Genomic DNA, 22039 nt, shown 5'->3' on the forward strand with positions numbered 1-22039 from the left:
GGGCGGAACGAGGGGCGGAGGCGGGCGGCGGCGAGGATCGCCCAGTACAGCGTGCAGACCAGCGGCACCGCCCATGGCAGCGCCCTCGTGTAAGCGTCCAGCAGGTCCGTACGCGCGGCCGCGGCGCCGCCGGCCACCACCTCGCGCACCTTCGGCCCGGGATCCACCGACCTGATGGAGGCGACGAGTTCCCCGGCGGCGCCGGACATGGGGTCGAGCGCGTGGTGGACGGACAGGCGGACCGCGCCGTGCTCCTGGGAGAGCCCGGCCACGGTGACCCCGGTGACGTGCGGCAGCCGTTCGAGACGGTCGGCGAAAGAGCGTACGTCGGAGGCGGCCACCCGCGTGACGGCGCTGATCGGCGTGTGTCCCTGCCCGAGCGGCCCGGGTCTGCGGGGCTTGCCGGCGAAGGAGCGCTCGACGAGGACGTGCACGTCGACCGCTTCGAGCGGGTTCCCAGGGAAGCCCCGCCCGACGATCTCGGCGACCCTGCGGCTCTCCGCTCCGGCGGGCAGCGCACGACGGCCCGCCCCGCCCAGCTCGACCTGTACGTACGGCACCGTCAGCGCCGCGAGCACGACGACCGTCGCGACGAGGTGCGGCAGGAACGGGCGTGGCCGCCACCGGAGCCCGAGGACGACGCGCAGCCCGGCCACACCCGGGCCGACCACGCCCAGCAGGGCGGCGGGCACGACCAGCGCGACGCCGGTGGCGAGGAGCGCCACGGCCGCCGCCACGGGTCCGAGCACACTCAGGGACGCCCCCGGGAACAGCAGCAACCCCAGCAGGGCCACGGCCAGCGCCGTCCCCGACAACGCCACGACGCCTCCGGCGCCGCCCAGGGCCCGTTCACGGGACGCCTCACCGCCGAACGCGCCGGTGACCCGCTCGCCTGGCGCCTCATCGTCGAGCGCGTCCGTGACCGCCCTGACCACGAACACCGAGTACCCGGCGGCCAGCCCGAACGCGAGCACCGCGGCGGCGTACAGCGTGGTGATGGAGACCTCAGCCACCTCGGTGAACAGCCGCAGCAGCCCGATCGTGCCGGCGACGGCGGCCAGTCCCGCGAGCACCGGCACCGCGGCGGCCACCAGGCTTCCCGACACCAGGACGAGCAGGGCGAGCAGCACGGGCGCCGCGACGGCCGCGGCGCGCGCCAGGTCGGCGGCGGCCTGCGCGTTGCGCTCGGCCAGCAGCGGCACCGGCCCGCCGACCCCGGCGTACAGGTTCTCGACGTCTCTGAGACGGTCGGCGACGGCCGCGTAGTGCTCCTGCTCGTCGCCGTCCCGGAGGGTGACCAGCGCGTACGTCGCGTGCCCGTCGCCCGACGCCATCGACGCCGACCCGGTCGTCCAGTACGTGGCCAGCCCGCTCACGTGCTCTGCCGGCAGCCGCCGCAGCGAGTCGTGCACCGCCTTCCTGTACCGGGGGTCGCGCACCTTGACCGACGGGTGCCGGTAGAGGACCACCACGTCGTGAGCGTCGTACCACTCCTCGCTCCAGCGCGCGGCGGTCGCCGAGCCGGACCGCGGGTCCTCGGCGCCGCCCGTCATCCGCCCGAACAGCTCCAGCCCAAGCGGCGCGGCGAGTACGGCCCCCACGAGAGCCGGCACCAGCAGCACCCGGGCGATCCCCGTGTACCGCATGGCCCCGACCCCCCTCGCCGACTTCAGGGACCTAGCAAATTACGGGACGGGCAGGCACGAGTCTTGCCCGCCACCGGCACATTCCGAAGGTCGCTCTTGTCACCGGCGTGACAAGAAATATTCGCGCGACAACAGCACAACGGCCCAGGAGAATGGTGGAGTTTGACCTTTGCTGGGGGGCCGCAGGTGCACAGTTACCTAGGCGATCTCGGGCTGCTCCGGGATCGCAGGTTCGCGTTGTTGTTGTCGGCGCGGACGATCTCCATGCTGGGCAGCGCGTTCGCGCCCGTGGCCCTGGCGTTCGGCGTGCTCAACCTGCCCGGCGCCACCGCCTCCACCCTGTCGGTCGTGTTGACCGCCGAGGCGCTGCCGATGGTCGTGTTCACCCTGGTCGGCGGCGTGATCGCGGACCGGCTGCCGCGGCATCGGGTGCTGATGGCCGCCGAGTTCCTGATGGCGGCCGGATTCTTCGCGCTGGCGGTGATGATGCTCACCGGCTGGACACCGCTGCCCGCGCTGAGCGCGGCGGCGGCCCTCAGCGGCGTGGCGACGGCGGTGGCGTTCCCCGCGCTGACCGGCATCATCCCCGAGGTGGTGCCCGAGGACCGTCTGCAGACCGGCAACGCGCTGCTCGGCCTCGGCATGAACGTCTCCCGCGTGGCGGGGGCCGTGCTGGGCGGCGGCACGGTGGTGCTGTTCGGCGGCGGCTGGGCGCTGGCGGTGAGCGGCGCGATGTTCGCGGTGGCGGGCGTGATGGTCGCGCTGCTGCGCATGAAACCTGGCGAGCGGCCGAGAGGTGAGCGCCATTCGGTGCTGACCGACCTGCGTGACGGGTGGCGGGAGTTCAGCTCGCGGCAGTGGATCTGGGTGGTGGTCGCGCAGTTCTCGCTGATGGTCATGGCCATCCAGGCCTCGCACGGGGTGCTGGGGCCGCTGCTGGCGAAGGAGAGCCTGGGCGGTCCCGCGGCGTGGTCGTCGTTCCTGGCGGGCGAGGCCGTGGGGACGATCGCCGGGGTGCTGGTGTCGCTGCGGCTGCGGCCGAAGCGGCCGATCCTGGTGGCCGTGCTGTTCTGCCTGCCGGGCGCGCTGCCGACCGCGCTGCTCGGGCTCGACGCCCCGCTCTGGAGCATCGTGGCGGGGGCGTTCGTGCTCGGCGTCTGCTTCGACGTGTTCGGCGTGTTGTGGATGACCACGATGCAGCGCGAGATCCCGGCCGAGTCGCTGTCGCGGGTCAGCTCGTACGACATGCTCGGCTCGCTGATGTTCGGGCCGATCGGCCTGCTGCTGGCGGGGCCGGCGGCGAGCGTGTTCGGCATCGAGGCGGCGTTGCTGGGGTGCGCGGGCATCGTCGTGCTGTCCACGCTGGCCTCGCTGCTCTCCCCCGGGGTGCGCAATCTGCGCGCCCCGGAGCCGAAGGCGCCGCTGGAGCCCGCCTCACCGTGACCGGAAATAGTGGTTGGCCCGCGGCTGGAACATCAGGGACATCGCGCCGACCACGGCCGCCAGGTGCAGGATCCGCGCGGCGACGCCGGCCACGCCCATGGCGTCCAGGCCGGCCACGGCCTCGCTGATCGAGCCGCCCGCCAGCAGCCACTGCACCGGCTCGATCAGCAGCGGGAAGTCTCCTCCGTGAGCCCTGCCGCGCTCATGCCCGCGATCCCCCGAATGCCGGGTGGTGCCAGCCCTACAGGACCTGTCCGCTGGTCCTCAGCCCGCGCGACGGGATCCGCTCGTGCAGCCCGAAACGCGGCTCGGGCGCGTGGTCGCCGTCGAGCACCCCCGCCACGTAGCCGGCCAGCGCGGGCCCGTGCTTGAAACCGTGCCCCGAGTCCCCTCCGAACAGCCACACGCCCGGCGACACCTCGTGGATGATCCACTCCGCGTCCGGGGTGAGCGCGTACTGGCACACTTGGCTGAACAGCACCGGCGCCCGCTCCAGCGAGGGGAACCTGCGCCGCAGGTAGGCGCGCGCCCGCTCGACGGCGACCGCGTCCACCTCCCGCGAGCCGTGCTCGGGCTCGTACGGCTCCCCTTCGACGTCGGAGGTGGCTTTCATCCCCACCCCGTCCACGTCGCCGTGCCCGTAGGCGGAGGCCCCGTGGTCCACCCAGGCGGGCATCTCGGGCACGGACCACGCGGACGGCGCCGCGAAGTGCAGCGTGTCCTGCTTCGTCACGGCGATCGGCACGTCGTCGAAGAGCGCGGGCAACCACGCGCCGCACGCCCACACCACCCGGTCGGCGTGCCGCACCTCACCGTCGATCTCGACGGCGCTCGCGTACGGCGCCGCGCCGCCCACAGCGCCGCCCGCCTTCTCTCCCGCCGTGTCTTCCGCCGTGTCTTCCGCCGTGTCTTCCGCCGTGTCTCCCGCCACGGGTAGTGCCCGCGCCCTGACCAGCCGGGCTCCAGAAGCCACCGCCAGGGCGGCGGTCACCTGGGTCGCCCGCCTGGCCCTGAGCACGCCGGCGTGCGGCTCCCAGAGCAGGAAGCGCAGGTCGTCGGTGCGCAGGCCGGGGAAGAACCGGCCGCCGTCGGACGGGTCCAGCACCTCACACGGTATGTCCAAATTTTTCAGGACCTGGGCGCTCTTGTGCTCCCACCCGTCCGGCGTCCTGGCGAACCACACCATGCCCGCCTCGTGGTACAGCTCCTCGCCGGCCCGCTCCTCCAGCCTGCGCCAGCCGTCCCTCGCCTGCCAGGCGAGCCGGGTATACCAGTCGTCGTCGCCGTGCGAGCAGCGCAAAAGCCGGGTCTCCCCGGCGCTGGACTGCCGGACGTGGCCCGGCCTGTGCTGCTCGACGAGCGTCACCTGCCAGCCGGTATCGGCCAGCCGCAGCGCGAGCGATGACCCCCATATGCCTGCTCCGACCACAATGACCGATTTCATGACACCAGGTGACCTCAAAAGGCAGGCGCCCGCAAGACTCAGCCGACGATGATCCGTACCACCACGCCGGCGCAGTTGCCCGCCACGCAGATCCGCACCGGGACCTCGGAGACGCCCCGAGCCGCGGGGACACCGCCCACGTGACCGTCGGGCCCGATGCTCACGCCCGCCGGTACCGCCGCCTGGTCGGTCACCGTGAACGTCGGGAGCACGCCGGCCGGGCCGCCCTCGACGCCGATCCCGCCGTCGAGCGGGACGCCCACCCGGCCGGGGAAGGTCAGCTCGCGCGGCTCCCACGGCACGTAGCCGAGCACCACGATGGTCAGCTCCCACTCCTGGCACGACCCGCCCGAGCAGATCCCGACGGGGGCGACGTACGTACCGGAGCGTCGCGGCGTGCCGTGCAGCAGGCCGCTCCCGTCCACGCGGAGCCCGGGAGCAAGGTCGGCGGGGCGGAAGGTGACGCCCTCGGCGGTGGGCAGCAGACGCCGGCGCACCTCGATGCCCTCGGTGACGTGGAAGGTGTCCTCGACCAGGCTTTCCCCCGCCGCACCCGCAGGGATCCCGCTCGACACGGTGGCCACGGGCTCGGCCGGCGGGTACGCTCCGAAGGCCGAGGCGCACATGATCAGTCCGGCGATCAGCAGCAGCCGCCTGTGCCGCATCCCCACCCCCATGCTCTTCCCCCGGCCTACGTACCCGCGCGGGTTCATGGGCTCACTCCGCGAGGGGCTCGATAATCGGTCGCATGGCCGCTGAATCCGCTCAGACCCTGGAACGCGGGCTGCGCCTGCTCCGCCTGCTCGCCGACGGCAAGGACGGCCGCACGCCGACCGAGCTGAGCACCGAGCTGTCGCTGAGCCGTCCCGTGGTCTACCGACTGCTGACGACGTTGATGAACGAGGGGTTCGTACGCAGGGACGCCGACGGACGGGTGCACCTGGGGTTCGGGGTGCTGGTGCTGGCCCAGGCCGTGCAGCCGCTGCTGCGGGCGACGGCGATGCCGACGCTGCGGCGGCTGGCCGAGCAGGTGGGCGCGACCGCGCACCTGACCGTGGCGGAGGGCGACGACGGGCTGGCCGTGGCGGTGGTGGAGCCGTCGTGGACCGACATGCACGTGGCCTACCGCGAGGGCTCACGCCATCCGCTGGCCAAAGGCGCGGCGGGGCGGGCGATCCTGGGGCTGCGCGAGGGCCGCGACGACTATTTCGTCACGGAGGGGCAGTTGCAGGAGGGTGCGCGGGGTGTCGCCGCGCCTGTCACCGGGCTGCCCTGGCTTGAGGCTTCGGTGGGGGTCGTGACGTTCGGGCCGCTGGAGGAGTCCACGGGGCCGCGGGTGGTGGCGGCGGCGGCCGAGCTGGCCGCGGCCCTGGGTTGACATCTCCAGACCGATAGCGGACGGTAGTCACGTATAGAGGACACTGCCGTCCGCTTAACGGACATTATGGAGGGGCAGATGCCGTACTACCGTGTCGTGGGGGAGGTGCCGCGCAAGCGGCACGTGCAGTTCAGGCGGCCGGACGGCGGTCTCTACGCGGAGGAGCTCATGGGCGAGGAGGGCTTCTCGTCCGACTCCTCCCTGCTCTACCACCGCCACCTGCCCACCGCGATCGTCAAGGCCGAGGCGGTCACCCCCACGGTCGGCGCACCTCTCGAGCCCAACCTGCCCCTCTCGCCCCGCCACTTCCGCACGCAGGAGCTGTCCAGCGCGGGCGACCTCGTCACGGGCCGCATGCTGCTGGCCGGCAACGGCGACGTCCGGCTGTCGTACGCCGTCAGCGACCGGCCCAGCGAGCTCTACCGCGACTCCATGGGCGACGAGTGCGTCTACGTCCAGCGCGGCACCGTGCGCTTCGAGTCGGCGTACGGCGTCATCGAGGCCGGCGAGGGCGACTACGTCGTCATCCCGACCGGCACCATCCACCGCTGGGTCCCCGACGGCCAGGTCAGCGTGCTGGCCATCGAGGCGGGCGGGCACATCAGGCCGCCCAAGCGCTACCTGTCGCAGCACGGGCAGTTCCTGGAGCACGCGCCCTACTGCGAGCGCGACCTGCGCGCCCCCGCCGAGCCGTTCGTCGTGGAGGGCGAGGAGGTGCCGGTGCTCGTACGCACGCGCGGCGGGCTGACCAGGCTGGTCTACCGCAACCACCCGTTCGACGTGGTCGGCTGGGACGGCTGCCTCTATCCGTTCGCGTTCAACATCAACGACTTCGAGCCGATCGTGAAGAAGACGCACGCGCCGCCGCCGGTGCACCAGACGTTCGAGGGGCCGGGGTTCGTGGTGTGCTCGTTCTGCCCGCGGCCGCTCGACTACCACCCCGAAGCCGTCCCTATCCCGTACAACCACCACAACGTCGACTCCGACGAGTTCATGTTCTACGCGGGCGGCGACTACTCCGCGCGCAAGGGGTCCGGCATCGACGTCGGCTCGGTCTCCCTGCATCCCGCCGGGTTCACGCACGGGCCCCAGCCCGGCGCCGTCGAGGCGGTGATCGAGGCGGTCGGGCGCGGCGTCACGACGACGAGCGAGATGGCCGTGATGGTCGACACGTTCCGCCCGCTGGACCTCGGTCCGGCCGCGCTGTCCTGCGAAGATCCCGCCTACGCCTGGACGTGGGCACGATGAGCATCTACACCGCACTGATCGACGACGCGGGCCTGTTCCCGCCGACGTCGCTGCACATGGACGAGGCCCTGTCCCGCCACCGGCGCGACCTGGAGAGCGGCAGCCCGGTCCTCACCCACCGGTTCCTCTGCCCGGCCAGCCGGCTCGACCGGCTGCGCGCCATGGAGTTCCGCCCGCGGCGGATCGGCCTCATCGCCGACACCGACGAACTGCCCGCCTTCGACGACCTGCCCGTGGACATCGTCGAGGTCCGCGGGCCCGCCGACACCCCGGTCGGCGTGGTGGCGGCCCGGCTGTCCCTGCCGCCGGGAGTGCGGCTGTTCGTCGAGGTCCCGCCGCGCAAGGTGACCTTCGAGCCGCCCGCCGGGGTGGGCCTGAAGGTACGCTGCGGCGGCGCGTCCCCCGAGGACTTCCCGGCGGCCGACCACCTCGCGGCGTTCATCAGGTCGTGCGTGGAGCGCGGCATCCCGTTCAAGGCCACGGCCGGGCTGCACCACGCCGTACGCCACTTCGACCCCTCGCTCGGCGTCGACCGGCACGGCTTCCTCAACCTGCTGGTGGCGGTCTGCGAGACCGTGGAGGGCCGCGACCCCGCGCCCGCGCTGCGCACCACCGACGTCGGCCAGCTCGTACGCCTGGCGGGCTCCGTCACCGGGGACACCGCGAAGCGCGCCCGCGAACTGCTGGTCAGCTACGGCTCGTGCAGCACCGGCACACCCGTCGAGGACCTGCGCGCACTCGGACTCCTGGAGGTGAACGCATGAGCTGGGGAATCGGCAACCTGCCCTACGGGGTCTTCTCCTGCCCGGGACAGGCGCCCAGGGTCGGCGTACGGTACGGCGACAAGGTGCTCGACCTGGCTCCGGCGCTGCACGACGAGGTGTTCGCCGCCCCCACGCTCAACCCGTTCATGGCGAGGGGCCGTACGGCCTGGCACGACACCAGGACGCTGATCCAGAACAAGCTGACCGGCGACGTCTCGGTGACGGAGGCGCACCTGATCCCGCTGGAGCAGGTGCGGCTGCACCTGCCGTTCGAGGTGGCCGACTACGTCGACTTCTACGCCTCGATCGACCACGCGAGCAACCTCGGCAAGATCCTGCGCCCCGGCGACGAGCCGCTGAAGCCCAACTGGCGGCACCTGCCGGTCGGCTACCACGGCAGGTCGGGCACCGTCGTCGTGTCGGGCACGCCGGTCAGGCGCCCGCACGGCCAGCTCGGCGCGGGCGCGTTCGGGCCGTCCAGGAAGCTCGACATCGAGGCGGAGCTGGGGTTCGTGGTGGGCGTGCCGACCGAGCTCGGCTCGCCCGCGGGGGCGTTCGAGGACCACGTGTTCGGAGTGACGCTGGTCAACGACTGGAGCGCGCGCGACATCCAGGCCTGGGAGTACGTGCCGCTCGGGCCGTTCCTGGGCAAGTCGTTCGCCACGTCGGTCTCGCCTTGGGTCACCCCGCTGGAGGCGCTGCCCAGGATCCCCGGCCGCGCCCAGGACCCCGAGCCCGCCGCCTACCTGCGCAGGCAGGGCGACTGGGGGCTGGACATCGCGCTGGAGATCGTGATCAACGGCGAGATCGTGTCGCGGCCGCCGTACGCGGCGATGTACTGGACGCCCGACCAGATGCTCGCGCACATGACGGTGAACGGCGCCTCGCTGCGCACCGGGGACCTGTTCGCCAGCGGCACAATCTCGGGGCCCGAACGCGGGGAGCAGGGCTCGCTCGTCGAGCTGACCTGGAACGGCACCGACCCGATCAAGCTGGCCAGCGGCGAGACGCGCACATTCCTTCAGGACGGCGACACCGTGACCATCCGCGCGACGGCCGGCGACCTGACGTTGGGGGAGGTTTCCGGAACCGTCCGATAAGTCACTCCGCGTGCTTGCATGCTGACACACCGCTACTCTAGGGATCCCCCTCCATCCCTCGGAAAGCAGGAGTGACATGCGGCGTGCCGTGGTGATCGTTGTCGCCTTCCTCCTGGTCTGCGGCTGCGCGTCGTTCCCGGCCGAGACCTCGCCCGCCGCCCCCGTCGTGCGCGTGTGGCCGCCCTTCGACGCCAAGCGCGCCCGCACCGACCGCGGCCTGGTGATCAAGGCGCAGGGGGGCACGCTCGCCCAGGTCACGGTCCGCGAACGCGGCGAGCCCGTGCCGGGCGCGCTCGACCGGTCGCGCTCGGTGTGGCGCTCCGACTGGGCGCTCAAGCCCGCGGCCGAATACACGGTGAGCGCCACAGCCACGGTCGCCGGCGGTCCCGCGACGGTGACGCTCGGCCGCATCCGCACCCGTGCGGCCCGGCGCACGTTCCAGGTGGCCGCCACCGCCCCGCTGCCCGGCGAGACGGTCGGCACCGGCATGCCGATCATCATCGACTTCGACACGCCCGTCGAGGACCGGGCGGCCGTCGAACGCGCCCTCGAGGTCACGGCCGAGCATCCGGCCGAAGGCGCGTGGCGGTGGACCAGCGACACGCGGGTGGTCTACCGGCCCAGGGAGTTTTGGGCGCCCCGCCAGCAGGTCACCGTCACGGCGCACCTGGCGGGTGTGCGCGCCGCGAGCGGCCTCGTCGGAGCCGTCGACTCGACGTTCGTCTTCACCGTGGGCCGCTCCCAGACCAGCACGATCGACGCCAGAACCCACCAGATGGTCGTGCGCCGCGACGACCGGATCGTGCAGCGCATGGCCATCAGCGCGGGCATGGCCACCACCCCCGAATACACCACGACCAGCGGCATCCACCTGACCATGGACAAAGGCCATCCGGTCCGCATGGTCTCACCGGGCCGCAGCGAGGGCGACCCCGGCTTTTACGACATGATGATCGAGCATGCCGTACGCATTTCCGACAGCGGCGAATACGTGCACGCCAAGGACAACCTCTGGGCCCAGGGCCGGCAAAACGTCAGTCACGGTTGCATCAATTCCCGGCCGGACCAAGCCGAGTGGTTCTACACCACCACGCTGCGCGGCGATCCTGTCGTCATCACCGGCACCGACCGCACCCTCGAATGGGACAACGGGTGGGGTTTCTGGCAACTTCCGTGGGAGAAATGGCGGCAGGGAAGCGCCCGTCCCAAAAAACGCGCGGCAGACACATGGGTGCCGTAAGGGTGAATCCAGGACTACCTTAGAGCAAGGGGAACAACCCGCCGGTGCAGGCCCGTTGTCCTAGTAGGAGGGCCGGACATGGATGAATGGATCATCTGGGTAATCCTCGCTGTCGTCCTCGGCGTGGCCGAAATATTCACCCTGACGGCCTCGCTCGGGCTTCTGGGTGCGGCCGCTCTCCTCACCGCCGCCACCGCGGCGCTGGGCTTGCCCGTTCCCCTGCAGTTAATGTTCTTCGCCGCCTCGTCCGCCGCCGGTCTGCTGGTGCTTCGGCCCATCGCGATGCGCCACATGAAGCAGCCGCCGCTGCCACGGTTCGGGGTGGAAGCACTCGTCGGCAAGCCCGCCTACGTGATCTCGGAGGTGACGGGCCACGACGGCCGCGTGCGCATCGGGGGTGAGGAGTGGTCAGCGCGCGCGTACGACGAAAGTCTGGTGATCCCCACGGGGGCGACCGTCGACATCATAGAGATCGAAGGGGCGACAGCCCTCGTCTATCCCCGGGAGTGACTTATGGATCCGCTCTTGCTGGTCGGAATCTTCCTCATACTTTTCGCGGTGTTCACCGTACTCAAAGCAGTGCGGATCATCCCGCAGGCGCGGGCGCGCAACGTGGAGCGGCTCGGCCGCTACCACCGCACGCTCAAGCCCGGACTCAACTTCGTCATCCCCTACATCGACCGCGTCTACCCCATGATCGACCTACGTGAGCAGGTCGTCTCCTTCCGTCCCCAGCCCGTCATCACCGAGGACAACCTGGTCGTCGAGATCGACACCGTGCTCTACTTCCAGGTCACCGACCCGCGCGCGGCGGCGTACGAGATCGCCAACTACATCCAGGCCGTCGAGCAGCTCACCGTGACGACGCTGCGTAACGTCGTCGGCTCCATGGACCTGGAGAAGACCCTGACCTCCCGCGACACCATCAACAGCCAGTTGCGCGGCGTGCTCGACGAGGCCACCGGCAAGTGGGGGCTGCGCGTCAACCGGGTCGAGATCAAGGCCATCGACCCGCCGAAGACCATCAAGGACGCGATGGAGAAGCAGATGCGGGCCGAGCGCGACAAGCGTGCCGCCATCCTCAACGCCGAAGGTCAGCGGCAGTCGCAGATCCTCACCGCCGAAGGTGAGAAGCAGAGCCGCGTCCTGCGCGCCGAGGGCCAGCGGGCGGCCGCCATCCTGGAGGCCGAGGGTCAGTCACGGGCCATCGACCAGGTCTTCCAGGCCGTCCACCGCAACGACCCCGACCCCAAGCTGCTCGCCTACCAGTACCTCCAGGTGCTGCCGCAGCTCGCGCAGGGCGACGGCAACACGTTCTGGGTGATTCCGAGCGAGGTCACCTCGGCGCTGCAGGGAGTGTCGAGGGCATTCACGGAGGCGCTGCCGCAGTCGGCGGCCACCCGCGAGGACATGCCGGAGAGCTCGGCCGCCGAGGAGGAGGCCGCCAAGGCCGCGGAGGCGGCGGCCGAGGCCGTGGCCGACGCGCAGGAGGCCGAGAGCCCGAAGGGGCCGCGCCAGCTCACCAAGGGCGCCCAGGAGCCTGCCGCGTTCCCCGACCTGGACAGGAAGCCCACCGAGGCCGAGCGCTGAGCCTCACAGAGCGTTTCCGGGGCGGCCGGCAGGTCGGTTGAGGAGCAGGAGGCCGGCCGCCCCGGCTCAGGAGGCGATCTCGAAGATGGCGGCCACCTGGGTCTCCCGATGAGCGTCACGGGCCCGGCAGGCCAGCTTGACCGCCGCGTCGGCGATGACGATGTCGCGGTTGACCGGGGCGATGTCGTCACCCATCTTGGTGCGCAGCCACTCCGAGATCTCGGCCCAGGAATAGAGGCTGATGTTGTCGGCCTCCATCAGCGGCTCCGGGAAACCACCGGGGCCGCGCCGGCCCGTGGCGAGCTGCCGGAGGCTCGCCTGGGTGCGGCCCCCGTGCCGGCGCGCCGCATCCCCCAACGTCACCCCGTCGTCGTGGCCGACCCCGGTGGCCCAGAGACCCGGAACCGTCCTGATCTGGCTGAGCACGGAGGCAACGGCGTCGAGCAGAGTCTCGGCTTCCCGGTCGCACATGAGGTAGGGCGTGGACCCTCCGACGAGCGCGCAGTCGTCCAGGCCCGCCTCGAAGAGCCGGTTGAACTCGTCGGTGTCCGGCTCGCGGTTGAGCATGACCCGGAAGTCCCAGACAGTCATGACGTCTCCTCTTTGTCTATTTCGCCACATGCGCAGTGAGTGATGGCCCACTTGCGAATCTGCTTCGCGTGAGTGCCGGGGTTGCGGGGCGTGCAGGTGACCGAAAAGGGGTTCTGTCCACAGATGCAGATGATCCACCCCCAGCGATGCCCGTTGTGATCCTCCACGACCGAGAAGGCGGCGCTGAGCTGACGGAGCGCTTTGATCGCCGCATTGATCTCGTTGTGCTGATGTCTTCCTCTACCGACCATGTACTAACCTTGCAACAGTGTTGCACGGTTAGTACGGCGAATCCAACCCCGGCGTTCCAGCCAACGCGTGACGGCGCCCGCCACACGAAGCATTCGTGTGGCGGGCGCCGGAGTCCTCGCAGATCAGTGCGACAGGGGCGCGTCCGTCGTGTCCACGAGTTCGCACTCGGCGATGGGGTTCTGGCCCACGCGGGCCCAGATCCCCGCGATGACCCCGCCGTTGTTCTCGGAGACGCTGAACTCCAGCACCCCCGTCTGTCCCTCACCGATCACGCGCGGATCGATGGTGAACCGCCCAGGCTCGGGCGACGGGAACACCGCGAGCCGTCCTTCCTCCGTGCCCAGGAAGTGGCTGCTGCGGGGTTGCGGGCTGCACTTCTTGCCCATGGGGATGTAGTTCACCACTACCTCGGCCCCCGCGGCCCGCAGGTCCTCCTGGAGCTGCTCGGGATTCTTGACCTCGTTGAGGGTGATGTCGATGAGGCCGTCGGGGCGCTTCTCCACCGCGTACGCGGGCGTTCCACCGAAAAGCAGCGGCACGGACACCGCGGCGGCGAGCGCGAGGCCCAGAGCGGGCGCCAGTACGGCGAGGCGCGGGACCCGCCGCTTCGCGGGCCGCTTGTCGATCTCGGTCATGACGAACTCCTTGAGCAGTCGGTGACGGCCCTCGGGAAGTTCACGTTCGGTCGGCCAGTTCATCGGGTCTCCCACGTCGGACGAGGGCCATGGTCACCTACTACCTGTCGGTCCCGCGGCGGCGGTTCCCCCGCGGCGGCGAGTTTCCCGCGCGCCCGTGACAGCCTCGACTTCACCGTGCCGACCGGGACGCCCAGCGCCTCGGCCGCCTGGGCGTGGTCGAGGCCCGCCCAGACGCACAACGCGAACACGTCCTGCTCCTGGCGGCGCAGCCGGCCGTATGCCGCACGCACCGCGGCCAGCCTTTCCGTGTCCTCGATCCGGCCCACCACCTCGTCGGCGAAGTCGGGCACCGACTCGCCCCTGGGCAGCCTGGCCAGCGCGTCGTCGTGCCTGCGGGCGGCCCTGCGCATGTTGCGGGTCACGTTGGTGGCGATGCCGAGGAGCCACGGCCGCAGGGAGCCGCCGTCGGGGTCGATGCGGCCGCGTAACCGCCAGGCTTCGAGGAACGTCAGCGCCGTCACGTCCTCGGCCGTGGACCAGTTGGCGGTCAGGCGGAAGGCATGGTTGTACACGGCCTTGGAGCACTCGTCGAAGAGCTCACCGAAAGCCGCCCTCTCTCCATCCCGGATCCGGGTGCGTATATCCACATATATCTACTGTCCGCCCGCAGACCCAGGTTCCACCTGCCCACGGTCGAAGTACGCGGCCAACCCGGGGTCGAGATCCGGCACGTCGTACGGCATGCCGCCGTTGCGCAGCGACATCGTCGCCATGTAACCGGCCGCCACGCTCATCCGCGCCGCCACCGGCGAGGTGTCCGTCACGCCGCCCTCCCCGACGAACCTGAGGAACTCCGTCACGATCTCGGGGTCCGCGCCGCCGTGCGAGCCGTGAGCGGCGGGCACCCTGTACGTGATGTCGGCGTCGTCCCGGTAGCCTGTGGGCCCCGTGTTCCACACCTTGACCGTGTCGCCAGGGCCGTCGCCGAAGTTCTCCAGGCGGCCCTCGGTGCCGATGACCGTGTAGTTGCGAACGTAGTCGGGCGTGAAGTGGCACTGCTGGTAGGCGGCGATGACGCCGTTGTCGAGGCGCATGTTCATCACGGAGACGTCCTCGACGTCCACGACGTGGTGCAGGTCACGATGCCCGGACGGTGGCCAGGTGTAGTCCTGGAGCCAGCCGTCCGGCCGTGGCGTGCCGGGATCGCGGCGCGGCAGATCGCCGTAGAGCATCAGGTCGCCGAACGCGTTGACCCTGGTGGTGTAGCCGCCCGCCAGCCAGTGGATCACGTCGAGGTCGTGCGCCGCCTTCTGCAGCAGCAGCCCGGTGGTCCTGGCGCGGTCGGCGTGCCAGTCCTTGAAGTAGTAGTCGCCGCCGTAGGAGACGAAGTGGCGCACCCAGACGGTCTTCGGCTCGCCGATGACGCCCTTGCGGATGATGTCGCGCATCAGGCGGATTACGCCCATGTGGCGCATGTTGTGGCCGACGTACAGGCGGGTGCCGGTGCGCCTGGCGGCGCGCAGGATGCGGTCGGCGCTCTCCACGGTGATGGCCAGCGGCTTTTCGAGGTAGACGGCCTTGCCCGCCTCCAGGCAGTCGATGGCGATCCGCTCGTGGGTGTCGTCGGGGGTCATCACGACGACGGCGTCGAGGTCGTCCCTGCCGAGCAGCTCGCGGTGGTGCTCGGTCAGCAGGTCCGCCTCGAAGCGGCCGGCCTGTCTCTTGAGCACCGCCGGGTCGGAGTCGCACAACGCGGCCACCACCGAGCCCTCGCCGGGGCGGTGCGCCGCCAGGGCGAGGCTCGTGCGCAGGCCGAGCCCGATGACGCCGATACGCAGGTCGTTCACGAAGGTTCCCTTTCGAAGGCGTCGAAATAGTACAGGGCGTCGGCTGCCGGGCGGCGGCGTGAAGCTGTGCTGTGGGGGCACTTAAGAAACCTTCGATGGACACGCTCGGAGGGAAACGGGCACAGTGCGTTACTGATGGTCCGACGTTGGGGGACGCGAATGAAGGCGCTGGTCAAGGAGCGGGACGAACCCGGCCTCGCGCTGATGGACGTGCCGGAGCCGGAGGTGGGGCCCGGCGAGGTGAAGATCCGGGTGCTGCGGACCGGCATCTGCGGCACCGACCTGCATATCCGGAAATATGATGATTGGGCGCGGCATATTCTGAAGCCTCCGCTGATCGTGGGTCATGAGTTCTCCGGTCACGTGGTCGAGGTGGCGCCCGACGTCGAGGACATCTCCCCCGGCGACCTCGTCAGCGGCGAAGGACACCTCGTCTGCGGCAAGTGCCGCAACTGCATGGCCGGCCGCAGGCACCTGTGCCGCAACACGATCGGGCTGGGCGTCCACAGGGACGGCGCGTTCGCCGAGTACGTCACCCTGCCCGCCTCCAACGTCTGGGTGCACCGCGTCCCCATCCACCCCGACGTGGCCGCCATCTTCGACCCGTTCGGCAACGCCGTACACACCGCGCTCTCCTTCCCCCTGGTCGGCGAGGACGTGCTGATCACCGGCGCGGGCCCGATCGGGCTCATGGCGGCGGCCGTCGCCACGCACGTCGGCGCGCGCCACGTGGTGATCACCGACGTCAGCGAGGAGCGGCTCGACCTGGCCCGCAAGCTCGGCGTCTCGCTCGCGCTCAACGTCTCCACGTCCCCGATCACCGAGGGCATGCACCGGCTCCACCTGCGCGAGGGCTTCGACGTGGGGCTGGAGATGTCCGGCAACCCGGCGGCGCTGCGCGACATGATCGCCAACATGACCCACGGCGGGAGGATCGCCATGCTGGGGTTGCCCGCCGAGGAGTTCGCCGTCGACTGGGCCACCGTCGTGACCTCCATGATCACGATCAAGGGGGTCTACGGCCGCGAGATGTACGAGACCTGGTACAACATGTCCGTGCTGATGGAGAAGGGCCTCGACCTCTCCCCCGTGATCACCGACCGCTTCCCCTACCACGACTTCGACGCCGCCTTCGACACGGCCGCCAGCGGCCGTACCGGCAAGGTCATCCTCGACTGGAGCGCCACGCCCGCCGAAGCGGCCACGACCACCGACAGGAGCGCCTGATGTTCACGAACGTGCGCGAGCAACTGCGTACGACGCTCGACGAGATCACCGAGGCCGGGCTGTCGAAGCCCGAGCGCGTGATCAGCACCCCGCAGAGCTCCCAGGTGAGCGTGGCCGGCCGCGAGGTGCTGAACTTCTGCGCCAACAACTACCTGGGCCTCGCCGACCACCCCGCGGTGGTCGAGGCCGCCAAGGACGCGCTCGACCGGTGGGGCTTCGGCATGGCGTCCGTACGCTTCATCTGCGGCACGCAGGAAGTGCACAAAGAGCTCGAATCCCGCCTGTCCGACTTCCTCGGCATGGAGGACACCGTCCTCTACAGCTCCTGCTTCGACGCGAACGGCGGCGTCTTCGAGACGCTGCTCGACGGCCAGGACGCGGTGATCTCCGACGCGCTCAACCACGCCAGCATCATCGACGGCATCCGGCTTTCCAAGGCCAAGCGCCACCGGTACGCCAACCGCGACATGGCCGAGCTGGAGGCCAGGTTGAAGGAGGCGTCGGAGGCGCGGCGGCGGTTGATCGTGACCGACGGCGTGTTCTCCATGGACGGATATCTCGCGCCGTTGCGTGAGATCTGCGACCTGGCCGACCGGTACGACGCCATGGTGATGGTCGACGACTCGCACGCCGTCGGCTTCGTCGGGCCCACCGGGCGCGGCACCCCCGAGCTGCACGGCGTCACCGACCGGATCGACATCATCACCGGCACGCTGGGCAAGGCGCTCGGCGGGGCCAGCGGCGGCTACGTCTCGGCCCGCAAGGAGATCTGCGAGCTGCTGCGCCAGCGCTCGCGCCCCTACCTGTTCTCCAACTCGCTCGCACCCGTCATCGCCTCCGCCTCTCTGCGCATCCTCGACCTGCTGGAGACCACCAGCGACGCCCGCGAGCGGCTGCGCGCCAACACCGCCCGGTTCCGCAGCGGCATGACCAGGGCCGGGTTCGACATCCTGCCCGGCGACCACCCGATCGTCCCCGTGATGATCGGCGACGCCGCCGAGGCGGGCGCCATGGCCGAGCGCCTGCTCGGCCTCGGCATCTACGTGATCGGCTTCTCCTACCCCGTCGTACCGCACGGCCAGGCCAGAATCCGCGTCCAGCTGTCGGCCGCGCACTCGGAGGCGGACGTCGACCGCGCGATCGAGGCCTTCACCCAGGCCCGGACCTGACGTTTCGGGGGATCGTTGCAACGATCCCCCGAAGACGCCCCTCCCGCGAGAGGGTTCTTGCAGAAGGCTTCTCGCCGGATCAACAGATGCGGCTCGGCAGCACCCGTCATCCAGCGATCACAGGACGAGGCCCAAGCGGCACTCCATCGACTGACCGCGGAACCCGTGGGCGTGTCGGAGCCCACCCGCGCCACCATGCAGCGTCACTATCCCGCATATCGGCTTCGAGCATCGGTGGTCGCCAGCCTGGGAAACGCCCTCGCCTATGGCGAAGTCAACAACCGCACCATCCAACGGCTGTTCGACGTGGACGTCTACCAGGCCCGGGACATCATACGAGACCTGGTCGTGAGGGGCTGCTGACCCGGACCTCCGAACAGACGCGCGGGACGGCTGTCCGGTACGGGCCTGGACCGAAATTCCCCAAGACGAAGAGCAGGCGCCCAAGAGCTCGTCGACCGGCGGCCGATTGAGACAGGCCGTACGCCGGCGGCTTGTCCAACGGTCGGCGGCTCCGCGCGTGACAGGGCCGGTCGGGTCAGTATTCTCGCTGCGTGATAGACACGCGGCGGCTGCGTACGTTGCGCGCGGTGGCCGACCACGGCACGGTCACCGCCGCGGCGGCGGCGCTGCACCTCACGCCCTCGGCCGTGTCGCAGCAGCTCGCCGCCCTGGAGCACGAGGTGGGCCACCGCCTGCTCACGCGCGACGGGCGCGGCGTGCACCTGACCGCCGTCGGCAGGATCATGCTGGCCCACGCCAACGAGGTCCTCGCCCAGCTCGAACGTGCCGAGGCGGAGGTGGCGGCGTACACCACGGGCGAGGCGGGCGAGGTCACCGTGGCGTGCTTCGCCACCGCGATCAGCGCCGTGCTCGCCCCCGCGACAACGGCCCTGCGCGTCTCCGCACCGGGCCTGCGCGTACGCGTACGAGACGCCGAGGGTGACCAGAGCCTGGCCATGCTGCTCGACGGGGAGGTGGACCTGGCGATCGCGGTGGAATACCGGGACGCGCCCGACGCCTCCGACCGCCGGCTGTCGCGCCTGCCGCTGTACGCCGAGCCGTTCGACCTGGTCCTTCCCCGCGACCATCCGCTGGCGGGCTCGGCCACGCTGGAGTCGCTGGCCTCCGAGACGTGGATCGGCCCCTATCCGGGCAACCCGGTGCACGACGTGATCGCGTTCGCCTGCCGGCAGGCGGGCTTCACACCGGACCTCGCCCACTGCTCCGACGACTTCCGCGCCGTCGTCGCCCTGGTGGGCGCGGGCGCGGGAGTGGCGCTCGTGCCGCGGCTGGCGCTGCGCGACATGGCGCTGCCCGGGGTGGTCGTCCGCCACACGCCTGGGCCGGAGCGCCGCGTCTTCGCCGCCGTACGCCGTGGCGCCGACTCGCACCCCCTCCTGCGCCCGCTCCTGGCGGAGCTCCGTACGATTTCCGGCTCGCTCGACAAGCGCGACAGCACCGGACGTTAGTACGCGAGTCCGCGACCGTCGCACCCGTCGTTCGGTTACGGACGTGCCCTTGCCGAAGCCGGCACGTGGTCGGCCATCGGGTGTTCGCCGGACGAGATCTCCGCCTGGCCGTCGGCTCGCCCTTGGGCGAAGGTGACCATGGTGGCGAGCAGCGCCAGGACGGCCGCGGGAAGGCCGAGCAGGGTGATCGGAAGCCAGCTCTGGGACAGACCACCGAGTACGCCTCCTGTCGCGACGCCGACGTAGATCGCGGAGGAGTTGAGACCGAAGAGCAAGGGTGCCGAGGCCGGCGCGATCATCACCAGCCGGTGTTGTTGCACCACCGAGGCCATTCCGTCGGTGGCTCCCCAGATGGCCGCCCAGACGGTGGCGACGATCAGGTGGCCGACCGTGAGCGGGCTGATCGCGAGCAGCACGGTGCCGCTCACGAGTGCGGCGAGCGCGACTCCGAGCACTGGAAGCTTGTCCACCAGGTAGCCGGAGAGGACGTTGCCGGCCAGGACTCCGACACCCCACGCGAACAGGATCATGGTGAGCGCCTGGGGGAACGATCGTGTCGTGGCTTCGGCGGTCATCGAGCCGATGTAGGTGTAGACGGCGTAGTGGCCGGCCATCACCAGCAGCGTCGCCCCCAAGATGGTCAGCACCCTGGTCTGGCGCAGCGGAGCCAGACGTGCGGTCAGGCTCATCACGGGCAAGCTCATTCTGGGCAACGACACCGAGATGCCGGCGGCGGCAACGACGCCCAGGCCGGCTACGGCCCACAGCGTGAGGCGCCAGTCGACGTTGCCGATCAAGGTGCCCAGTGGCATGCCCAGCGCGGTGGACAGGGTCAATCCGCCGATGACCAGCGCCATCGCCCGGCCCCGGCGTTCCTCGGGCGTGATCGCCACAGCCGCGCTCGATGCGGAGGCCGTGATCGTGGCGGCCCCGAGGGCGGTGAGAATCCGAGCCGACAGCGCGATCGGGTAGTTCGGGCTGAGCGCGGTCGCGACATTGCCGAGGACGAACACGACCAGCGCCAGTTGCAGCGCCTTGCGGCGATCCAGCGGGCTCGACAGCCAGCTCAACGCCGGCGCTGCGACCGCGAGCGTCAGCGCGAACACCGTCACCAACTGCCCGGCAGCGGGGATGCCCACGTCAAGGTCGGCGGCGATGGCCGGCAGGAGACCGGCCATGACGAAGGCGTCCGTACCGACGGCGAAGGTGGCCAGCGCCAGCGGAAGGAGCGGCCTCAAGAGGGAGCGGGGCCCCGGCTCGCCGGAATTCGTGCGGTTCAAGCGTGGCCTCCTGCCTGTTGGGACAGGCTGAACTCCACGCCCTGATCATCGGTGCAATGAGCGTACGCACCGGACGGGATCGTCACGGGATCCTCTGCCGTACCGCCGAGTTCGCGCACCCGCGCGACAGCGGCTTCGATGTCATCGACGGCGAAGAAGATCCGCGGGTGCCGCGACGCATCATCGTGCGGTGCGCCGCCCATCGGCTCGGGCCCCTGGATCATCGAGTAGCCCGGGAAGTTGCCCTCGTAGAACGTCCAGCCGAACAGCGTGCCCCAGAACCGCCGGGTCGCCGCGATGTCGCTGCTCGGCACCTCGAAGTACGTGACGTTTCCGCCCATAACTCTGCCTCCATGTCAGTGTGCTGACATAGACCGTATGTCATAATGCTGACATGGAGCAAGAGGCAGTCGGTGATCTGGAGCTGTCTGTGGGCTACGTCCTCAAACAGGTGCATGCCTCGATGCGCACCGCGATGGACGAAGCCCTGCGGCCACTCGACCTGACCGTTCCCCAATACGCGTGCCTCGAGCTGCTCGGGCAGGACCCCGGGCTGTCCAACTCGGAACTCGCCCGGCGCGCCTTCGTCACGCGCCAGTCGATGAACCTCGTTCTCCGCCGGCTGCAGGAGCGCGGCCTGCTCACCCGGCCTGATCAGGCGCCCCATGGGCGAGTGCTGCCGACCGTACTCACCACGGACGGCCAGACGGTGCTGCGCAAGGCCAGCGTGGCCGTCCGCGCCGTCGAGAAGCGGCTGTTCTCACCCTTGTCCCGGGAGCAGCAGCTCCGGCTACGCGAGGACCTCGCCGCATGCGTGACCTCCTCCCCCACGAGCTAGCCCTCTGCGGGCGCCTGCCCTGAACAGACGACGGTCAGGTACGTGACGGCGATGCTCGGGTAGCCGGGCAGCGGTCAGGACCGGGCCAGTTCGAGCGCCTCGGTAAAGCGGGCGTACCGGTCCAGTTCGGCCTCCACCGGGTTCAGCACGAGGTCCTTGCCGACCCGGCCGATGGCCGCGCGCAGGGCCCGGGACGTACGCCGGGCTCTGCGCCGGCCGCCCGCCCACGCCGCCAGCCGGGCCAGCAGCGCGATCAGCACACCCGCGAACACGCCTCCCACCAGCAGCACCGTCGGCCACGGCACCACGCCGGCGGTCGGGAGCGGCGGCTGCGGCAGGCGCAGGTAGTCCATCGCGAACAACACGCCCAGCCACAACGCGCCGGCCACCATGGTCGCGAACACCAGCCACTGCAGCCCGTTCACCGCCCGCCACCACCGAGGCCGCCTGGTCGCGCCGGCGGACGTCCTGGCGACCGCCCGATCCACCGCGTCCGCCAGTTCCTGGGAGCGCGAGCGTGCCGCGTGCCGCACCGCCGCCGCCCACGGGCCGGGCAGCCCGGACGCGGCCGCCTCGCCGACGTCCCTGATCGCCGTCTCGACCTGAGCCCGCTGTACGGCCGACGCCGCCGGCACCGAGGTACGGCCCACGAGCTCCCGGCCCGGCCCTTCGAGCTGCCCGTCCTTCGGCGCCATGCCGCCGACGTGCAGCCTTCTCAGGGGATCGGGCCGGAACCTCCTGAGCCACCTGGTCACCGGCCACCCGGTGGCGACGATCGCCCGGTGCCGGTGCCCCTTGGCCACGGCCTCGACGACCAGCGGCACCCCGGCCGCCTGGGACAGCGCCCCGGTGAGCGCCCTGCCCAGCCCTCC

The 22039-nt window shown here is 70.7% G+C and carries 23 protein-coding genes and 1 pseudogene; 13 read left to right on the forward strand and 11 right to left on the reverse strand.

The window, feature by feature from the left end; genetic code table 11:
* A partial coding sequence (locus GUY59_RS37655) for an MMPL family transporter (protein WP_161714896.1) occupies window positions 1-1646 on the reverse strand: 1646 nt, incomplete at its 3' end.
* Between the two features lie 186 nt (window positions 1647-1832).
* Between GUY59_RS37655 and GUY59_RS37660 the strand changes: the two genes are divergently transcribed.
* Window positions 1833-3089, forward strand: coding sequence for an MFS transporter (locus GUY59_RS37660; RefSeq protein ID WP_138205938.1), 1257 nt, complete (start codon window positions 1833-1835; stop codon window positions 3087-3089).
* Here GUY59_RS37660 and GUY59_RS37665 read toward each other — a convergent pair.
* The 3 genes from GUY59_RS37665 to GUY59_RS37675 all read right to left on the reverse strand — a co-directional run bounded on the left by GUY59_RS37665 (window position 3081) and on the right by GUY59_RS37675 (window position 5246).
* Window positions 3081-3245, reverse strand: coding sequence for a hypothetical protein (locus tag GUY59_RS37665; protein WP_161714897.1), 165 nt, complete (start codon window positions 3243-3245; stop codon window positions 3081-3083). The genes GUY59_RS37660 and GUY59_RS37665 overlap by 9 nt on opposite strands.
* Before the next feature lie 85 nt (window positions 3246-3330).
* The gene (locus GUY59_RS37670) at window positions 3331-4533 is read right to left on the reverse strand and encodes an NAD(P)/FAD-dependent oxidoreductase (RefSeq protein ID WP_138205940.1); all 1203 of its coding nucleotides are present in this window, start codon (window positions 4531-4533) and stop codon (window positions 3331-3333) included.
* A gap of 38 nt (window positions 4534-4571) precedes the next feature.
* Complete coding sequence (locus GUY59_RS37675; protein ID WP_161714898.1) at window positions 4572-5246, reverse strand: hypothetical protein; 675 nt, start codon at window positions 5244-5246, stop codon at window positions 4572-4574.
* 35 nt (window positions 5247-5281) lie between these two features.
* Here GUY59_RS37675 and GUY59_RS37680 point away from each other — a divergent pair, with 35 nt between their 5' ends.
* The 7 genes from GUY59_RS37680 (at window position 5282) to GUY59_RS37710 (ending at window position 11853) form a co-directional block, all read left to right on the forward strand.
* Complete coding sequence (locus tag GUY59_RS37680; RefSeq protein ID WP_132338670.1) at window positions 5282-5911, forward strand: IclR family transcriptional regulator; 630 nt, start codon at window positions 5282-5284, stop codon at window positions 5909-5911.
* Window positions 5912-5989: 78 nt separating this feature from the next.
* Window positions 5990-7159, forward strand: coding sequence for a homogentisate 1,2-dioxygenase (locus GUY59_RS37685; RefSeq protein ID WP_138205944.1), 1170 nt, complete (start codon window positions 5990-5992; stop codon window positions 7157-7159).
* Window positions 7156-7923: a hypothetical protein gene (locus tag GUY59_RS37690; protein ID WP_171055551.1), complete on the forward strand. Its 768-nt coding sequence runs from the start codon at window positions 7156-7158 to the stop codon at window positions 7921-7923. The genes GUY59_RS37685 and GUY59_RS37690 overlap by 4 nt, the downstream gene beginning before the upstream one ends.
* Window positions 7920-9023 (forward strand): fumarylacetoacetase, encoded by a 1104-nt coding sequence (fahA, locus tag GUY59_RS37695; protein WP_138205948.1) that lies wholly within the window; start codon window positions 7920-7922, stop codon window positions 9021-9023. The genes GUY59_RS37690 and fahA overlap by 4 nt, the downstream gene beginning before the upstream one ends.
* Before the next feature lie 76 nt (window positions 9024-9099).
* A complete protein-coding gene (locus tag GUY59_RS37700; RefSeq protein ID WP_138205950.1) occupies window positions 9100-10263 on the forward strand; it encodes a L,D-transpeptidase in 1164 nt (387 codons plus the stop codon).
* Window positions 10264-10341: 78 nt separating this feature from the next.
* Entirely contained in the window at window positions 10342-10773 is a 432-nt protein-coding gene (locus tag GUY59_RS37705; RefSeq protein WP_132338680.1) for an NfeD family protein, read from the forward strand.
* A 3-nt stretch (window positions 10774-10776) separates the two neighbouring features.
* Window positions 10777-11853, forward strand: coding sequence for an SPFH domain-containing protein (locus GUY59_RS37710; RefSeq protein WP_138205952.1), 1077 nt, complete (start codon window positions 10777-10779; stop codon window positions 11851-11853).
* 66 nt (window positions 11854-11919) lie between these two features.
* On the opposite strand, the gene GUY59_RS37715 is transcribed toward GUY59_RS37710, so the two are convergent.
* The 4 genes from GUY59_RS37715 to GUY59_RS37730 form a co-directional block, all read right to left on the reverse strand.
* A complete protein-coding gene (locus GUY59_RS37715) occupies window positions 11920-12444 on the reverse strand; it encodes a hypothetical protein (protein WP_138205954.1) in 525 nt (174 codons plus the stop codon).
* 374 nt (window positions 12445-12818) lie between these two features.
* Complete coding sequence (locus GUY59_RS37720; protein WP_138205956.1) at window positions 12819-13394, reverse strand: hypothetical protein; 576 nt, start codon at window positions 13392-13394, stop codon at window positions 12819-12821.
* Window positions 13391-13981 (reverse strand): RNA polymerase sigma factor, encoded by a 591-nt coding sequence (locus GUY59_RS37725; protein ID WP_212746299.1) that lies wholly within the window; start codon window positions 13979-13981, stop codon window positions 13391-13393. The genes GUY59_RS37720 and GUY59_RS37725 overlap by 4 nt, the downstream gene beginning before the upstream one ends.
* Window positions 13982-13987: 6 nt before the next feature.
* Window positions 13988-15181, reverse strand: coding sequence for a Gfo/Idh/MocA family protein (locus GUY59_RS37730; protein ID WP_138205960.1), 1194 nt, complete (start codon window positions 15179-15181; stop codon window positions 13988-13990).
* Between the two features lie 159 nt (window positions 15182-15340).
* On the opposite strand from GUY59_RS37730, the gene tdh reads away from it, so the two are divergent.
* The 4 genes from tdh (at window position 15341) to GUY59_RS37750 (ending at window position 19049) form a co-directional block, all read left to right on the forward strand.
* Window positions 15341-16408: an L-threonine 3-dehydrogenase gene (tdh, locus tag GUY59_RS37735; protein WP_132338690.1), complete on the forward strand. Its 1068-nt coding sequence runs from the start codon at window positions 15341-15343 to the stop codon at window positions 16406-16408.
* Window positions 16408-17577, forward strand: a complete 1170-nt coding sequence (locus GUY59_RS37740) for a glycine C-acetyltransferase (protein WP_138205962.1) — start codon at window positions 16408-16410, stop codon at window positions 17575-17577. The genes tdh and GUY59_RS37740 overlap by 1 nt, the downstream gene beginning before the upstream one ends.
* A gap of 165 nt (window positions 17578-17742) precedes the next feature.
* Window positions 17743-17940, forward strand: a complete 198-nt coding sequence (locus tag GUY59_RS47875) for a hypothetical protein (RefSeq protein ID WP_201761811.1) — start codon at window positions 17743-17745, stop codon at window positions 17938-17940.
* A gap of 191 nt (window positions 17941-18131) precedes the next feature.
* Entirely contained in the window at window positions 18132-19049 is a 918-nt protein-coding gene (locus GUY59_RS37750) for a LysR family transcriptional regulator (RefSeq protein ID WP_138205964.1), read from the forward strand.
* A 35-nt stretch (window positions 19050-19084) separates the two neighbouring features.
* On the opposite strand, the gene GUY59_RS37755 is transcribed toward GUY59_RS37750, so the two are convergent.
* Together GUY59_RS37755 and GUY59_RS37760 are read right to left on the reverse strand one after the other, a co-directional pair.
* Window positions 19085-20329, reverse strand: coding sequence for an MFS transporter (locus GUY59_RS37755; RefSeq protein ID WP_138205966.1), 1245 nt, complete (start codon window positions 20327-20329; stop codon window positions 19085-19087).
* On the reverse strand, window positions 20326-20670 hold the full coding sequence (locus GUY59_RS37760) for a VOC family protein (protein ID WP_138205968.1): 345 nt from the start codon (window positions 20668-20670) through the stop codon (window positions 20326-20328). The genes GUY59_RS37755 and GUY59_RS37760 overlap by 4 nt, the downstream gene beginning before the upstream one ends.
* Window positions 20671-20723: 53 nt before the next feature.
* Between GUY59_RS37760 and GUY59_RS37765 the strand changes: the two genes are divergently transcribed.
* Entirely contained in the window at window positions 20724-21167 is a 444-nt protein-coding gene (locus GUY59_RS37765; protein ID WP_138205970.1) for a MarR family winged helix-turn-helix transcriptional regulator, read from the forward strand.
* 74 nt (window positions 21168-21241) lie between these two features.
* Here GUY59_RS37765 and GUY59_RS37770 read toward each other — a convergent pair.
* A pseudogene (locus GUY59_RS37770) lies at window positions 21242-22039 on the reverse strand (ABC transporter); the annotation flags it as partial.

It is taken from the genome of Nonomuraea sp. K271, assembly GCF_009908215.1.
In the GTDB taxonomy this organism is placed as follows: Bacteria; Actinomycetota; Actinomycetes; order Streptosporangiales; family Streptosporangiaceae; genus Nonomuraea; species Nonomuraea longispora.

What these genes read in the sequence shown, in the direction of transcription:
- GUY59_RS37670 (WP_138205940.1), bottom strand. Translation starts at nt 4,533, where the DNA reads ATGAAATCGGTCATTGTGGTCGGAGCAGGCATATGGGGGTCATCGCTC.
- GUY59_RS37675 (WP_161714898.1), bottom strand. Translation starts at nt 5,246, where the DNA reads ATGAACCCGCGCGGGTACGTAGGCCGGGGGAAGAGCATGGGGGTGGGG.
- GUY59_RS37680 (WP_132338670.1), top strand. Translation starts at nt 5,282, where the DNA reads ATGGCCGCTGAATCCGCTCAGACCCTGGAACGCGGGCTGCGCCTGCTC.
- GUY59_RS37685 (WP_138205944.1), top strand. Translation starts at nt 5,990, where the DNA reads ATGCCGTACTACCGTGTCGTGGGGGAGGTGCCGCGCAAGCGGCACGTG.
- GUY59_RS37690 (WP_171055551.1), top strand. Translation starts at nt 7,156, where the DNA reads ATGAGCATCTACACCGCACTGATCGACGACGCGGGCCTGTTCCCGCCG.
- fahA (WP_138205948.1), top strand. Translation starts at nt 7,920, where the DNA reads ATGAGCTGGGGAATCGGCAACCTGCCCTACGGGGTCTTCTCCTGCCCG.
- GUY59_RS37700 (WP_138205950.1), top strand. Translation starts at nt 9,100, where the DNA reads ATGCGGCGTGCCGTGGTGATCGTTGTCGCCTTCCTCCTGGTCTGCGGC.
- GUY59_RS37705 (WP_132338680.1), top strand. Translation starts at nt 10,342, where the DNA reads ATGGATGAATGGATCATCTGGGTAATCCTCGCTGTCGTCCTCGGCGTG.
- GUY59_RS37710 (WP_138205952.1), top strand. Translation starts at nt 10,777, where the DNA reads ATGGATCCGCTCTTGCTGGTCGGAATCTTCCTCATACTTTTCGCGGTG.
- GUY59_RS37715 (WP_138205954.1), bottom strand. Translation starts at nt 12,444, where the DNA reads ATGACTGTCTGGGACTTCCGGGTCATGCTCAACCGCGAGCCGGACACC.
- GUY59_RS37720 (WP_138205956.1), bottom strand. Translation starts at nt 13,394, where the DNA reads ATGAACTGGCCGACCGAACGTGAACTTCCCGAGGGCCGTCACCGACTG.
- tdh (WP_132338690.1), top strand. Translation starts at nt 15,341, where the DNA reads ATGAAGGCGCTGGTCAAGGAGCGGGACGAACCCGGCCTCGCGCTGATG.
- GUY59_RS37740 (WP_138205962.1), top strand. Translation starts at nt 16,408, where the DNA reads ATGTTCACGAACGTGCGCGAGCAACTGCGTACGACGCTCGACGAGATC.
- GUY59_RS37760 (WP_138205968.1), bottom strand. Translation starts at nt 20,670, where the DNA reads ATGGGCGGAAACGTCACGTACTTCGAGGTGCCGAGCAGCGACATCGCG.
- GUY59_RS37765 (WP_138205970.1), top strand. Translation starts at nt 20,724, where the DNA reads ATGGAGCAAGAGGCAGTCGGTGATCTGGAGCTGTCTGTGGGCTACGTC.